We start from the raw sequence: 15,259 nt of genomic DNA, 5'->3' as shown, positions 1-15,259 counted from the left end.
AAATTAAGGGTCATTCCAAAATATGTGCTTGTTATTTGAATATTTCGAAGTAGAGATGCCGGGTGAAATCGTGGCGAAAATCAATGTTTGTAGCCGATTTTACCCATTTTAATCGGCGGATTGCGTTTGTCAGGAAAAGCTCGTCCGCATTCCCCAATTCTGAAGCCGATAAAGACTTTTCGATCACAATTGTTTTTTGCGTCAATAGTCTGTTGATGATAAACTGACGCATCACGCCCGCTACACAGCCATCTGAGAGGGGTGGCGTGTATACTTTTTCATTTTTGACCCAAAAGATGTTGGAAATAGTACTCTCCACAATATTATCGGCAGCGTTGCAGATCAGTGCATCATTCCATTTTTTATGTTTTGCCTGCTGCGCCGCTATTACATATACGAGTGCGTTTGATGTCTTGAGGTTGGAAAGACTATCGTTATTCTTTACAATTTCTGATGCAATGCCCACATCAAGGCCGTTTTCATTGAGCTTTAAAACATGCGGCTGCAATTCAAAACAATCAATGAGAAATTCCGGAATCTGAGATTTGCCATCGTAAAGACCGCCACTGCCTGCAAATACCTGCAATCGCACTCTGCAAAGCTTTTCGCATTTATTCTTTTTGACTGTGCGTACAATTTCTTCCGCAAGGTATTCGGTGGTAAAATGCGGCGGAAGCGTAAAGAACAATCGTTCCAGCCCTCGAAACAGTCGTTGCCAGTGTAGTGTCGCATAGGGGATTTGCCCATCCTGAATCAACATGGTTTCAAACAGCCCGTAACCGTAGCGGAATGCACGGTTGTCGTGGCTTACCTGCGCCAGGTCTGCGTCTGTTATGTGACCGTTGATGTTGATGTAGTTGGGTTTCATCGCTTAAATTATCGGACTACGAAAATTGACAAATTGCGGTATTATCATATTACTTTTGCGCAAACTTAATACATATGAAGTTTGAGCAGCCAGTTTCGGTGACATGGATCGCTGAATTTATAGGAGCAAAGCTGGTAGGCAACCAGTCTCAAATGGCCACCGGTCTTAATGAAATACATAAAGTAACGAACGGCGACATTTCTTTCGTCGACTTTGAGAAATACTATAGCAAATGTCTGAATTCTGCAGCAACTGTGATCATCATCAATAAAGAAGTTGACTGCCCGGAAGGAAAAACTTTATTGGTAATCAATGATCCGTTTACTGCATACGTAAAACTGGTCAAACATTTTCGTCCGTTTGAACCGTCTAATAAGCTGATTAGCGATTCTTCGCTGATCGGAGAGGACACGATTATACAGCCGGGTGTTTTTGTTGGGAATCATGTGCGTATTGGCCGTAATTGCATTATTCATCCGAACGTAACTATTTATGATCATGCAGTGATTGGCGATAATGTCATCATCCATGCAGGAACGGTAATTGGTGCGGATGCATTTTACTTTAAACGTCGTAAAGACCGTGCGGTACAGTATGATAAACTGGAAAGTTGTGGTCGCGTAATTATCGAAGATGATGTGGAAATTGGCGCCAGCTGTACTATTGACAAAGGCGTGAGCGGCGATACGATCATTGGACAGGGCACGAAACTGGATAATCAGATTCATATTGGTCACGGTGCCGTGATTGGTAAAAACTGTTTGTTTGCTGCGCAGGTTGGTATTGCAGGTAAAGCAATTATCGAAGATGAAGTAATTCTCTGGGGACAAGTGGGTGTGAACAAAGATCTGGTGATTGGCAAGGGCGCTGTGGTGTATGCTCAGAGTGGTGTGCCGGCAAGCCTGGAAGGTGGTAAAATCTACTTTGGCAGTCCGGTAGAAGAAGCCCGTGAAAAAATGAAAGAACTCAACTGGATCAAGCGCATTCCGCAGTTATGGGATAAAGTGCATCGTGATTCGGAGGAAGGATAAGTTGATTTAGTTAACTAGTTAAAGGGTTAAAAGGTTAAATCGGGCAATGCGTAAGAATCCGAATTGACTTTTTAATCCTTTTTTTTGTTCCAGGAGAGTAAAGCATTAAATAGATTTCAAGCAAAGCAAAATAAGGGAACAAAGCGGCAAAGTTTTATTTCTCGCGGCGACATAACGGCACTACGTTTTTGGCGGATTTCATACAAGCAAATAAATAGTTTGTGATCACGTTATGTGGGCGCTGTGTCCCTGCGTTGTCGTGAGAAACCCTTCGACTTCGCTCATGGTGACAAGCGCGGGCAGGGCGTTGTGCCTTTGCGTCTTTGCGAGAAAAAATACGTTTTGCTGCGGGAAAAAATCAGACATCAGCGATCAGAAAATCAACGATGCGCCCATTCATCCTTCAAAATTCCCGTCACCACAATATCTTCCAGTTTGCCATTAAAGAGATGACTTTGGCGAATGATGCCTTCCACTTTTGCGCCTAGTCTTTCCGCAACAGCTGCACTGCGTTGATTATGCGGCATGAAACGCAATTCAATTTTATTCAGGCCGATCTTTTGAAATGCGAAATCAATAAACCGGGTCGTACATTTCGTAATAAGTCCTTTCCCTTCAAATTCTTTCGTAATCCAGTATCCGATTTCAGCTTTACGCAGATAATGATCCCAATGGTGTAATCCGATACCACCAATGATCTGGCGATCGTGGAAAATACCAAGCGACAAAGCGCGTTGATCGTGCTGATCGATGAGCGATTGCTGTATGAAATTGACGGAATGTTCAGGCTTTAATGTAGAATCCACCCAGGAAAGCCATTTGCGCAGATGCAGGCGGGATCCGTTGATAGCAAGAAAAAGCTCCGCCGCATCATCAGGCTGATACGAGCGGAGCAGTATATTATCGTCAATTAAGATCGAGACCATGCAGGCGAAAAATTGATAGTGACAGACACAGCATCTGCTGCTATAAATCTAATAACTATCAGTCAATCGCCACAACAAAAATTAGTGTTTGAAGTGACGTACTTCAGTCAACACCATTGCCAGGCCATTTTCTTTTGCGAACTGGATGCTGTCGTTATCACGAACAGAACCACCTGGTTGAATCACAGCAGTGATACCTTCTTTATGAGCCATGCGTACACAGTCATCAAACGGGAAGAATGCATCAGAAGCCAGTACCGCGCCTTTCAGGTCAAAGTTGAATTGTTTTGACTTTTCAATTGCCTGACGCAGTGCATCTACACGGCTGGTCTGACCACAACCTTTACCGATCAGTTGTTTGTCTTTCACCAGAGCAATAGCGTTTGATTTCAGGTGTTTACAAACGATGTTGGCGAATACCAGATCTTCTTTTTCTTTTGCAGAACACTCACGGGCGCCAGATTCTTTCCATGCCGCGAAGTTTGTTTTATCAGCTTCCTGTACCAGTACGCCGTTCAGAATACGTTTGAATTCGCGGTTAGGGTAGAAGCTTTGTTTTTGTTGCAGCAGAATACGGTTTTTTTTGCCTTTCAGGATTTGCAATGCATCTTCATCAAATGCAGGTGCAATCAGAATTTCAAAAAACAGTTCGCTGATTTTTTGAGCGACAGCAGCGTTTACAGTCTGGTTTGTAGCCAGTACACCACCGAACGCACTTTCAGGATCACCGCTCAGCGCCGCTTCCCAAGCCAGTTCTACAGTATCGCGTTCTGCAACGCCACAAACGTTGGTATGCTTGATGATCGCAAATGCAGGTTGTTCAAATTCAGAAATGATTTGCGCAGCAGCATCAACGTCTACCAGGTTATTATAAGAAAGTTCTTTACCATTCAGTTTTTCGAAAATTTCATCAATGTTGCCATAGAAAGCAGCAGCCTGATGTGGGTTTTCGCCGTAACGCAAAGGTTGTTTTGGCGTAGCAGAAATCTGGAAGCTCTCCGTTTCGGAAGTAGCATTGAAATAATCAGAGATTGCTACATCATAGTGAGCCACTACTTCAAATGCTTTCGCTGCATAAGCGCGACGCTGTTGAATGGTAGTTTCACCTTTTTGTTCATCGAGTAGTTGTTCCAGTGCGGCGTATTCTTTTTTCGCGGCAACTACCAGAACATCTTTAAAGTTTTTCGCTGCAGCGCGGATCATTGACGGACCACCGATATCTACTTTTTCAACGATCAGTTTTTCTTCGTCAGTTTGTTTCAGTGTTTCTTCGAATGGATACAAATCAACGATCACGAGATCCAGGAAAGGAATTTCATATTCAGCCACGTGTTTCTGATCGTCTTCAAAATCGCGACGCGCCAGGATACCGCCAAATACTTTCGGGTGCAATGTTTTTACACGGCCGCCGAGAATGGACGGATAGCTGGTAACGCTTTCTACAGTACGGCAAGGAATACCGAGTTGTTCGATAAAAGTTTGGGTACCGCCGGTAGAATAGATGGTTACGTTCAATTCGTGCAGTTTGCGCACAATTGGTTCAAGACCATCTTTGTAGAAAACAGAAATCAGAGCGGACTGGATAGTACGATTCATGAAAAAAACTTTAAAAGCGTGGAAATTTGCCGCAAAGATACTGCGGAATTAAACAAAACTTAAAACACAACGCTTTTATATGTTGCTTTTTTATGTTTTTAGGACCGGCCCTCCATGCTATTAAAGAAGAAATTTCATTGGCTATAGTACCAACCATGTTCAGCGGCATCATGAAGTATAATGTGGTGTGCGCTGCACGAATCCTTCCATGCGGTTGTCAATTGTTTGGGTTGGCCGGACGGCAGTACTATTTGTCCTGGTTTGAAAATAGTATACGCATCTAAGAAATCGGTTTTCTTTAGTGGTTTGCCTATGATGAGTATGTCAACCGGAAAAGGTTCGCCACTTTCCGGTGATGTTTTTAAAACCAGCACTTTTTTGTTTCCGATAAAAAATGCGTCGGATGAAATTGCTTTCTGTCTGGTAAGGTGGAAACCTGTGTGTGCATTCCGCACAGCGAAATTTTCTTTCAGCGTATCTGTTTTTAGTAAGGTGCTGAAGCTGCGGCCCACAATGAGCTCGGCATTTTGTGCTTTACCGGTGTTGTAGACAATCAGTAAATGTTGGTGTAAAGATTGCCATTTGTCGAGAATTAAAAGTGCCGTAAATGTGCAGCCAAACGACATGGCCACTAATAACATTTTCCTTTTTTGATGAAAAATCCAGACCGAACAACAAATAATAATAAAGTAGAACAGTGAAATTTCCGTTGCGGAAAATTGAAACCGGTTAAAACTATTCGGGCTCCAGGCCTGTAGCGCAAAAATGATCTTGTTGAATATGAGTGTGATCAGCGAACAGCAAGATGCAATCAATGTTGCGAACGTAGTGCTCCAGCACACAGCAATAAGCGCAATGCCAGCGATCAGTAGTACCGACATACAAATGGATGCAACAATATTGGCAATCAGAAACATTGCAGGGAATGAATGGAAATAGTAAAGCACAAGCGGGGCGACCAATAATTCGGCTGCGATACTTGCTGCGCAAGCATTCCATAACCAACGTAATATTTTATTGCCAGGCTGAATCAATTTGCAAAGCGGACTGTAAAAAACAATCAGCGACAAGACTGCGAGGAAAGAAAGCTGAAAGCCCACACTGAAAAGCCATGTCGGCTTGATGACGAGTAAAATGAATGCTGCGGCAAATAATGTATTTAGTGGATTGTGATCGCGCTGCAAGACAATCCCAACGGTGAGCATACTAAACATCACCGCCGAGCGAACGGCGGAAGGGGCACCCCCTGCCATTAGAACATAAATCCAGATAGGAATAATAGCAAGCAGGTATTTTAGAGCTGTATATTTTTTGTGTCGCAATCAGGCAAATAAGGCACAAATAATATAAAAGAGAAGCACGACGTGCGATCCTGAAATCGACACAATATGAATGATGCCTGTCTGTGAATATGCTTGCCGTGTATCCTCGTCTAGCGCGTTGTCTTCGCCAACCAGCATTGCCTGCAGCAACGTGAGTGTTGGTTTGTCTTTAATGAAGCGCGCCAGCTGATTCAGGCTGAATTGATGTATTTGCGCCAGTAAGCCAGGTTTGGAATGATCGGGCAGTAGCACAACGTCGTGTAGTGAAAGAAATTGCTGGAAGTAAAAATTGTCTCTGGCTGCGAATCTTGCATAATCCATTTCGAAGGGATTGCCTGCATTTTTGACGGGCTGAAAATGGTTAGGGATAATCAGCTGGTCATTTTCGTGTACGTTGAATGAGCTGTCTTTATACAAATACAAGAATGCTTTGCCGGAAACAATATTGCTGGAATCTCCGCATAGCGCATTTTGAACAGACACTTTTAACTTCCGCGTTTTTTCTTTTTCCTGAGGTGGTGCGATTACCTGAACTTTCCAGGCTTCTGCTGTTACCATTTGGTGCGCAAAACAGTCGCTTTTTTGCCGGTCATCATGGGCAAATGAAATGATCAGTGCAATAAAGAAGAGTGAAACAAATATTGCTGAGCTGTTGATTTTCCTGGCAACTGAAATCGATAATTTCTTTTTAGAGAGAAGTAGGAAACCTACAGCGAAAGCTGCTACTGTAAAGGATGTGACGGCATGGATATTGTTGAAAATCGCAAATCGGTCATAACAAATAATACCGGCAATAAACGGAATAAGTATTCTGAAAAATGGGGCTTTCTCCCAAAAATAAGCACGTGATATCGGCCAATGCTGCATACGGCGATTTTTGCCGGATGTAAAGCAAATTCAATGCCAATCTTTTGGAATGTCTGATCGCTTATTTTCTGATATCTGATTTCGTCTTTGGTAATTGTAAGTATAAAGTGTTCTGCCGAAATTGCTTTTACTCTTTAAAAAAATCAGACACCAGCGATCAAAAAATCAGCGATTTTACGGATTCGCCTGCATTGCCTGCAGTTCTTTTCGGGCAGTTTGCACATACGTGCTGCCTGGATATTCAATGATCAGTTTTTCGTAGAAAGTTTTTGCCTGATCATTTTGATGCAGTCGCTTTTCGTAAATTTCAGCAGTTTTAAAAACAGCGTCATCGGCGAGTACATCTTTCCCGTATTGGATGTAAATCGTTTTTAAATAATCCAGCGCTTTGGTGTATTCGCCATGCTTCTCGGCAAGTTTCGCACGCAGCATAAGGATATCGTCATTCAGCGGATGTTTTGGAAATGCCTGTGAAATGCTGTCCAGCAAAGCTTCTGCTTGCTGATCTTTATTTTGGAACAGTAAAAGATCTGCATACGCAAAACGTTTGAGTGGAACCAGATTGCTATCCGGGGGAATGTTTTCCGTAATCAAAACAGAGAGGTACAAAGCGTCGTTCGCAATCAGCTCAGAAGTTGATGCTTTAAGCACCGATAATTGGCCCTGCGCCCACTGAAAGTCGCCACGATAATACGCCAGTTTTGCATTCCGGAAACGTGCTTCTTCACCAAGCGCATCTTCACGAAAAGCTTTATCCACCTGACTATAGATTAATGACGCATCCCAGATTCTACCGGCGAGAATATAATAGTCGCCCATCTGCAATTTGCAGCTGCCAACGAAATCCTTTCTGGCATTGGGTTGTGCAATCGCTTTGGTGAGCAGGTCAATTCCTTTTTGAGGATTGTTGTCATATTGTGCTTCCAGCAGCGCATAATCGCTTACTGTTTCAGTAGCATAATACTGCGGTGCTTCGGCAAGAAAAGCGTCATAATCTTTAGCAAGTCTGCTTACATCTTCTGGTTTGTACTGCGGATTATTTTGCAGCTGATCCAGCTGAATACTCAACTTTTCAGCTTTTGCAATAATATAATACGGCTTGTCGTTTCCTTTTGCCACCACTGCGTCCAGCGCCTTTACTGCAATGTCATATTGTTGCTGGCGGTTTGCTTCGTGGGCAAAATCCAGCAAGCGCTGGCCACCTTCCCGGTTGCGTTCATCTATTGCCTGAATCTGGATCAGCGCGCCATCCCAGTCGTTACGTTGTGTAAATAACCAGGTAAGCAGATCTGCGTAATATGGATTTTCCGGTTGTGCATTGATCCGTTTTACCAAAGTTTTTTGAGCCGTCAGCAATTTTTGATCATCCCCGCCGAATAATTCCAGCATCGTCGCTTTTGTATCTTCAATGCCGCCAATCTGCGCCGGACCTGCATTTAGTAATGTATTAACCGCTTTGTCGACATCTCCGTTTTTGGCATAAAGCCGGGCAAGCGCATTGCCGTAGATATATGGATTATGCAGTAATTCCTGCGCGCGTTCATACGTTGCAATGGTATATTTTTCCTTGCCGGCCGCAGTAAAACTATTGGCCATTTGCGTGGTCAGCAGATCGTCGCCGTTAATGTATTGAATGGCTTTGTCATATTGGTCTTCGGCCTTTTTACTTTTGCCGGTTTTGTCATAAATCTTACCGAGGTCAATGAATAACAGCGGACTTTGCGGACGCATTTTTATCTGATCATTCACCAGCTTTTCTGCGTTTTTATAATCTTCTGTTGCAATTAGTGCATTGTAATATTCATGATAAAGATCTTGGTTAGTCGGTGTCTGGTCATACAGTTTTTCATAGATATCGATCGCTTTGGCGTATTCCTTAGCTTCTGCATATTGGCGCGCCTGCGACATCTGGTCGGATTGCGCAGCTGTAACTAGCGGCAGTGAAAGCAGCAGGCATAAAAACAATCGCTGAAGTTTTTTCAGCGGAGCAAGGCTATAAATCGCAGACCAATCGTTCGACATAAATTTTTTCACAAATAATCCCTCTAGGTTTATGTAGTATAAAGTTGCAAAAGCGCCAGGATTTCCCGGCGCTTTTAACAGACAAGCTCTTGTTAATTTCTTAATGGTTTCCCTGTTTGTAAAATACTTTGCAGTCGTTCCAGTGTTTTTCGCTGGCCGCAAAGGCTAAGGAATGCTTCCCGCTCCAGATCAAGCAGATATTGTTCGCTGACCAATGTAGGAGCCGATAAGTCGCCACCGCACATTACATGCGCGAGTTTATTGGCAATCAGTAAATCATAATCAGAAATGTAATTAGCGCGCCACATAGCATGCGTACCAGCTGTAATGCCGCCTAATCCACCGCGACCCTGTACTTTAATGTCATGGCGTGGTGCCGGCTGCGTATAGCCTAGTTCATGCAATTGCAATACTTTACGTTTGGCGTCAGCGATGCGACGATCCGGATTGATGGAAATTTGATCGATGCCTGGTCTCAGGATAAAGTTTTCAAATGCTTCGTGGGCCGAAGTAGAAACTTTTGCGGTACCGAGGTTAATGAACAATTGCTGCAGATAGTTGACTTCGATATCTTCTTTGATATTGCGATCTGAAGCACGCAATGCCATTTCTTTAGAACCGCCGCCGCCAGGAATCAGACCCACGCCAACTTCCACCAGCCCGATATAAGACTCCGCTGCCGCCTGAACGGCATCCGCATGCAAACACATTTCACAACCGCCGCCCAATGCCATGCCGTGTGGTGCTACCACAACGGGAACGCTGCTGTAACGGAGGCGCATGGTTGTTTGCTGGAATTGACGAACTGCAAAATCAAGTTCATCATATTCCTGTTCTGCGGCAAACATAAAGATGAGGCCCACATTCGCACCAGCGCTGAAATTGGCGCCGCTGTTGGCAATCACGAGCCCTTTATAATTTTGTTCGGCAAGCGCCACGGCTTTTTGTACGCCTTCCAGCACTTCGCCGCCAATGGCATTCATTTTTGTATTCCAGCTTACAGCAATCACATCATCACCGATGTCTACCACTTTACACGCACTGTTTTTCCAGATAACTTTTTCATCCAGATGTTCCAGAATGATAAACGATCCCGTGCCCGGAATAACCTTGTATGATTTGCTTGGAATATCGTAGTACTTACGTTGTCCGTTTTCTGTTTTGTAAAAAGTTTTATTACCGGCATCGAGCATTTCCTGTACCCACGGTGCAGCTTGTATGCCTGCAGCTTTCATGTTGGCCAATACTTTCTCTACACCGAGTGCGTCCCAACTTTCAAATGCGCCAATTTCCCATCCGAAGCCGGCTTTCAACCCATCATCGATTTTATATAGTTCGTCGGAAATTTCAGGAATGCGATTGGAAACATAGCCAAACAGCAGATGATGGAATTCACGGTAAAATTCGCCCGCTTTATCTTGTCCTGCGTACAATGCTTTCAATCTTGTTTTGAGATCTTCAATTGGTTTAGCTGTCTCGATGGTCGCAAATTTTGATTTTTGCTTCGGCTCATATTCCATCGTTTGAAGATTCAACGTCAAAATATCTGACTTGCCTTTTTCTCCTTTTACTTTTTTGTAGAAACCTTGTCCCGTTTTGTCGCCGAGCCATTTATTTTCCACCATTTTTTCGAGGAATGGCGGGAGTTTAAACAATGCAATGGCTTCATCGTTCGGTGCATTTTCAACTAACCCTTTTGCCACGTGTACCAATGTGTCCAAACCCACCACATCGCCGGTGCGGAATGTAGCGGATTTTGGACGGCCCATAATCGGTCCGGTAAGTGCATCTACTTCATCCACATTTAGTCCCAGTTTTTGCATCGCAGCAAACACAGCCATAAATCCGAATACACCCACGCGGTTGGCAATAAATGCCGGCGTGTCTTTACAGAGTACAGTTGTTTTGCCGAGCATCCGGCTGCCGTAGTCCATGAGGAAATCGATAATTTCTGGCTTTGTGGTTGGTGCCGGAATTATTTCGAGTAAGCGCAAATAGCGTGGCGGATTGAAGAAGTGCGTACCGCAGAAGCACTGCTGAAAATCCTCGCTCCTTCCTTCAGTCATCAGATGAATCGGAATGCCTGAAGTATTGGAAGTAATGAGTGTGCCCGGTTTGCGGTATTTTTCTATTTTTTCAAACGTCTGTTGTTTAATGCCCAGATTTTCCACCACCACTTCAATTACCCAATCGCAATCTGCAATCTTCGGCAGGTCATCGTCGATATTGCCAGTGGTAATGCGGGCGATCACGCTTTTGGTATAAACTGGAGAAGGTTTGCTTTTTAATGTAGCCTGCAAAGCATCGTTGACAATACGGTTGCGCACCGCTTTGCTTTCTAAAGTCAAACCCTTTGCTTTTTCAGCGTCATTTGGTTCCTTCGGAACAATGTCAAGCAATAAAACCTGTGCGCCAATACCTGCAAAATGTGCTGCAATACGGGATCCCATTACGCCGGAACCTATGACCGCTACCTTACGGATCGCTCGATTCATGGAAAATCAGTTTAGATACACAATTTAGGTTAAAAGGTTGATAGGTTGATACGTTGAAATGGTGTTGTTTGTGAATTAAATTTGGGGTTTTCCGCATCCTCACGCTCCGCTCAGGACGACCAGTCTAAGGAGCAAAGTTTTCTCCCGCAGCGAGCAGGATATTTCTCACGGCGGCACTATGTTTTTAATATTACGTCAGGATAATGGCTGCTTTTTATATCTAAATAAGAGCTTAGCGCCTTAGCGAGCGTTGTGAGAAAAAATAGCTTAGCGTCTCTGGCTCTTGGTTTTTTCCCGCAGCGAGCCGGATATTTCTCACGGCGGCACTACGTTTTTAATATTACGTCAGGATAATGGCTGCTTTTATATCTAGATAAGAGCTTAGCGCCTTAGCAAGCGTTGTGAGAAAAAATAGCTTAGCGTCTCTGGCTCTTGGTTTTTTCCCGTAGCGAGCCGGATATTTTTCGCGGCGGCACTACGTTTTTAATATTACGTCAGAATAATGGCTGCCTTTTTATATCTAAATAAGAGCTTAGCGCCTTAGCAAGCGTTGTGAGAAAAAATAGCTTAGCGTCTCTGGCTCTTGGTTTTTTCCCGCAGGGAGCCGGATATTTCTCACGGCGGCACTACGTTTTTAATATTACGTCAGGATAATGGCCGCTTTTTATATCTAAATAAGAGCTTAGCGCCTTAGCAAGCGTTGTGAGAAAAAATAGCTTAGCGTCTCTGGCTCTTGGTTTTTTCCCGCAGCGAGCCGGATATTTCTCACGGCGGCACTACGTTTTTAATATTACGTCAGAATAATGGCTGCTTTTTATATCTAAATAAGAGCTTAGCGCCTTAGCGAGCGTTGTGAGAAAAAATAGCTTAGCGTCTCTGCCTCTTGTGCATCTTTGCGGGGAAACCCATCGCGCAAAAAAATAAGGTTGACCGAAGCCAACCTCATTCCACATATAAAACAGAAACATTTTTCTAAAGATTTAAAGACATCACTTCGTCTCCGTTGCCGGGACCTGTTGCCCTTCAATAAGCTTCATGATTTCATCCAGTTTAGGTTCCAGGATAATTTCCGTACGACGATTGTGTGCGCGTCCTTCCGGCGTTTCGTTGGTTTCAACTGGTTCGTATTTGCTGCGGCCACTTGCGGTGATCGTTGCTGGGTTTACCTTGTAATCGTCAATTAATATTCTGGCAATGGCGGTACTTCTCGCTACGCTCAGCGCCCAGTTGTCAGGATAAGCTTTTTTGATAGGTACGCTATCCGTGTGGCCTTCCACATTCACATTGATATCAGGATTTTGATTTAATACTGTTGCCAGTGTGGCGAGTGCGGCTTTACCACTATCATTTACTTTTGCACTACCTGACGGGAAAAGCAGACTTTCCTGCATGCTTACGTACACTTTACCATTTTTCATGGTTACTGCCAGCTGGTTGGCACTAAATCCGGCCATGGCATCGGCTATTTTCTTACGAAGTGCCTCGGTATTTCTTTGTTGTTGTTCAATTAACGCCTGAAGTTGCGCCAGCTTTTTCTGTTGTTTAGCCAGCTCTTCCTGGCTCATATTCAGCTTGTTATTTGTAAATTCATTGGTAGCCTCCATTTTACTGACACGACCTTGCAATTCCTGTACCTGACGGTAAAGATCCAGGCTATCAGCATGCAAACGGTTGATGCGCGATTGTGCGGCAAGGTATTTTTTCTTGGCCACACAGGATGGCAGCATGGCCACTCCAATCATCAGGCAGGCTAGTGCGATCAGGATGCGTTTCATAATATTGTGGTTTTTCTTCTAATGTATGAAAAATTATGCCAAAAGGACTTACAATTGGTTCCGCAATACTACATAAACCCGATGAATGTCAAAATTAAATCGACGTTGCGTCGCCCTTTATAAATCGCAAAACCCGCCTATCTTTGTCCATTATGGAAGCCTTACAGGAGCAAATAAGCTCATATGAGCAGGAAATAAAAGCATTTCAGCCGGCAGATGCTGCTGAGCTGGAGGCTTACCGCATCAAATTTTTAGGGACGAAAGGCATTGTGAAGCAGATTTTTGGTGAAATGAAAAATGTACCTGTTGAGCAAAAGAAAGAAGCCGGACAGGTGCTGAATGCGTTTAAGCAACTCGCGGAATCACAATACGAAGCATTTAAACATTTGACAGAAAACAGCCAGAAGAAAGGCCCTTCTATCGATGAAACGCTGCCGGGCACGAAATTGCCGATGGGTACGCGTCATCCGCTGCGTGTGGTAGAAAACGAGATCGTTTCTATTTTCGAAAAACTGGGTTTTAGTGTGGCAACCGGTCCCGAAATTGAGGATGACTGGCATAATTTTACTTCGCTGAATATGCCGGAACATCACCCGGCACGCGATATGCAGGATACGTTTTACGTTGCTCAAAATCCTGACTGGGTGTTGCGTACGCATACCTCGTCTGTACAGGCACGTATTATGGAGCAAGGGAATCTGCCTGTACGCGTGATCTGTCCGGGACGTGTGTACCGTAATGAAACGATTTCTGCACGTGCACACTGTTTCTTTCATCAGTGCGAAGGCTTGTACATTGATAAAAATGTTTCTTTCGCTGATCTGAAACAGACACTTTATTATTTCGTGACTGAAATGTTCGGACCAGATACTAAAGTACGTTTCCGCCCGTCTTATTTCCCATTCACAGAGCCAAGTGCGGAAATGGATATTTCCTGTACGGTTTGTGGCGGTAAAGGCTGTAACCTGTGCAAACACACCGGTTGGGTTGAAATTCTGGGTTGTGGCATGGTACATCCAAACATGCTGCGTAATTTCGGTATCGATCCTGAAGTGTATACTGGCTTTGCATTTGGTATGGGTGTGGAGCGTATTACACAGGTAAAATATCAGGTAAATGACCTGCGTTTATATTCGCAGAATGATGTTCGTTTTTTACGGCAATTCCAATCTTCATAAATGAAGCGTCAAACGTCAAAAGGTGAAACGTCAAAGCTCATGTAGTGCAGCTATTGTTTTACGTTTCACTTTTTGATTTTGACTTTTGACTTTTGACTTTTATTGTATGATTCTCGTTACAGGAGCAAGCGGATTTGTAGGGCAGCATCTGGTACGCCATCTGAGCGGCCAGGGTAAAACCGTGCGCGCTTTGTACCGGAATACAGTTCCTGATAAAGAATTGATTTCGTTGCCAGGTGTTTCCTGGATGAAGTGTGATCTGCTTGATGTTTTCGACGTAGAATCGGCGATGGATGGAGTGGAAGAGGTATTTCACTGTGCGGCGATCGTTTCTTTTCATCCGAAGAAAAAAGAAGAAATGCTGCATGCTAATGTAGAAAGTACTGCAAATGTGGTAAATGAAGCATTGGTACAAAATGTGCGTAAACTGGCCTATGTAAGTTCTGTAGCGGCGTTGGGGCGTACGGTAGCTTCCAAGAAAATATCCGAAGAAGAAGAATGGGAAGAAAGCCGGTATAATTCTGCCTATGGTCTCAGCAAGTATTATGCTGAAATGGAAGTGTGGCGCGGCATGTCTGAAGGATTGAATGCGGTAATTGTAAATCCGGGTATTATTCTCGGGGAAGGTGATTGGAGCGATGGCTCTTCGCGATTGATGAAACTGGCCGCAGATGAATTCCCATTTTACACTGAAGGCATTAATGGTTGGGTAGATGTGAAGGATGTCGTAAATGCTTTGTATAACCTCATGTACAGCGATATTGATTCCGAGCGTTTTATATTAAGTGCAGGTAATTTCTCTTACAAAGAGATTTTTTCTATCATGGCAGAGGTGCTGAATAAAAAACCACCACGTATTAAAGCCAGTGCATTTATGACTGGTGTTTTATGGCGCTGGAATATGTTAAAAACAGCATTTACCGGAGCCACCGTTACTATTACAAAAGAGTCTGCGCGCAATGCACAAAAACAGTGCTGGTATGACAACGGTAAATTATTAACGTTCCTTCCTGATTTCGCTTATACGCCTATCCACAAGACGTTACAGCGGATGGCTGCGGCATATATATCCACAGAAAAAATGTAATTGGAAATTTTTTTTAGTTTTTTAGAAAAACATTTGTAATCTTGCAATCGAGGGTTTCACACAACTCGATCCTCATCTTTCTTCAGTCTTTT

General features: G+C 43.7%; 9 protein-coding genes and 1 pseudogene. 3 read left to right on the top strand and 7 right to left on the bottom strand.

The genetic code is table 11. The annotated features are described in order from the left end of the window. Positions 1-31 precede the first annotated feature (31 nt). On the bottom strand, positions 32-868 hold the full coding sequence (locus DN068_RS09360) for an aminotransferase class IV (RefSeq protein ID WP_110998649.1): 837 nt from the start codon (positions 866-868) through the stop codon (positions 32-34). A gap of 74 nt (positions 869-942) precedes the next feature. Between DN068_RS09360 and DN068_RS09355 the strand changes: the two genes are divergently transcribed. After that, positions 943-1,899: a UDP-3-O-(3-hydroxymyristoyl)glucosamine N-acyltransferase gene (locus tag DN068_RS09355; RefSeq protein ID WP_110998648.1), complete on the top strand. Its 957-nt coding sequence runs from the start codon at positions 943-945 to the stop codon at positions 1,897-1,899. Positions 1,900-2,279: 380 nt separating this feature from the next. Here the strand turns inward: DN068_RS09355 and DN068_RS09350 are convergent, their stop codons facing one another. From DN068_RS09350 to DN068_RS09320, 6 genes and pseudogenes are all read right to left on the bottom strand, one after another. Continuing rightward, the gene (locus DN068_RS09350; protein WP_110998647.1) at positions 2,280-2,825 is read right to left on the bottom strand and encodes a GNAT family N-acetyltransferase; all 546 of its coding nucleotides are present in this window, start codon (positions 2,823-2,825) and stop codon (positions 2,280-2,282) included. Positions 2,826-2,906: 81 nt separating this feature from the next. Then, positions 2,907-4,421, bottom strand: coding sequence for a bifunctional phosphoribosylaminoimidazolecarboxamide formyltransferase/IMP cyclohydrolase (gene purH, locus DN068_RS09345; RefSeq protein WP_110998646.1), 1,515 nt, complete (start codon positions 4,419-4,421; stop codon positions 2,907-2,909). Positions 4,422-4,555: 134 nt separating this feature from the next. Then, positions 4,556-6,610 (bottom strand): annotated as a pseudogene (locus DN068_RS22350) (ComEC/Rec2 family competence protein). A 174-nt stretch (positions 6,611-6,784) separates the two neighbouring features. Then, entirely contained in the window at positions 6,785-8,632 is a 1,848-nt protein-coding gene (locus tag DN068_RS09330) for a tetratricopeptide repeat protein (protein ID WP_110998643.1), read from the bottom strand. 92 nt (positions 8,633-8,724) lie between these two features. Next, positions 8,725-11,127 (bottom strand): 3-hydroxyacyl-CoA dehydrogenase/enoyl-CoA hydratase family protein, encoded by a 2,403-nt coding sequence (locus DN068_RS09325; protein ID WP_110998642.1) that lies wholly within the window; start codon positions 11,125-11,127, stop codon positions 8,725-8,727. Positions 11,128-12,116: 989 nt separating this feature from the next. After that, positions 12,117-12,902 (bottom strand): OmpA family protein, encoded by a 786-nt coding sequence (locus tag DN068_RS09320; RefSeq protein ID WP_110998641.1) that lies wholly within the window; start codon positions 12,900-12,902, stop codon positions 12,117-12,119. A gap of 152 nt (positions 12,903-13,054) precedes the next feature. Here DN068_RS09320 and pheS point away from each other — a divergent pair, with 152 nt between their 5' ends. Beyond that, complete coding sequence (gene pheS, locus DN068_RS09315; RefSeq protein ID WP_110998640.1) at positions 13,055-14,080, top strand: phenylalanine--tRNA ligase subunit alpha; 1,026 nt, start codon at positions 13,055-13,057, stop codon at positions 14,078-14,080. A 106-nt stretch (positions 14,081-14,186) separates the two neighbouring features. Continuing rightward, complete coding sequence (locus tag DN068_RS09310) at positions 14,187-15,167, top strand: NAD-dependent epimerase/dehydratase family protein (RefSeq protein ID WP_110998639.1); 981 nt, start codon at positions 14,187-14,189, stop codon at positions 15,165-15,167. Positions 15,168-15,259: the final 92 nt, after the last annotated feature.

The sequence above is a fragment of the Taibaiella soli genome, from assembly GCF_003236175.1.
In the GTDB taxonomy this organism is placed as follows: Bacteria; Bacteroidota; Bacteroidia; order Chitinophagales; family Chitinophagaceae; genus QKTW01.
This window is presented reverse-complemented; position numbering and strand designations above follow the sequence as displayed.

What these genes read in the sequence shown, in the direction of transcription:
- DN068_RS09360 (WP_110998649.1), bottom strand. Translation starts at nt 868, where the DNA reads ATGAAACCCAACTACATCAACATCAACGGTCACATAACAGACGCAGAC.
- DN068_RS09355 (WP_110998648.1), top strand. Translation starts at nt 943, where the DNA reads ATGAAGTTTGAGCAGCCAGTTTCGGTGACATGGATCGCTGAATTTATA.
- DN068_RS09350 (WP_110998647.1), bottom strand. Translation starts at nt 2,825, where the DNA reads ATGGTCTCGATCTTAATTGACGATAATATACTGCTCCGCTCGTATCAG.
- purH (WP_110998646.1), bottom strand. Translation starts at nt 4,421, where the DNA reads ATGAATCGTACTATCCAGTCCGCTCTGATTTCTGTTTTCTACAAAGAT.
- DN068_RS09330 (WP_110998643.1), bottom strand. Translation starts at nt 8,632, where the DNA reads ATGTCGAACGATTGGTCTGCGATTTATAGCCTTGCTCCGCTGAAAAAA.
- DN068_RS09325 (WP_110998642.1), bottom strand. Translation starts at nt 11,127, where the DNA reads ATGAATCGAGCGATCCGTAAGGTAGCGGTCATAGGTTCCGGCGTAATG.
- DN068_RS09320 (WP_110998641.1), bottom strand. Translation starts at nt 12,902, where the DNA reads ATGAAACGCATCCTGATCGCACTAGCCTGCCTGATGATTGGAGTGGCC.
- pheS (WP_110998640.1), top strand. Translation starts at nt 13,055, where the DNA reads ATGGAAGCCTTACAGGAGCAAATAAGCTCATATGAGCAGGAAATAAAA.
- DN068_RS09310 (WP_110998639.1), top strand. Translation starts at nt 14,187, where the DNA reads ATGATTCTCGTTACAGGAGCAAGCGGATTTGTAGGGCAGCATCTGGTA.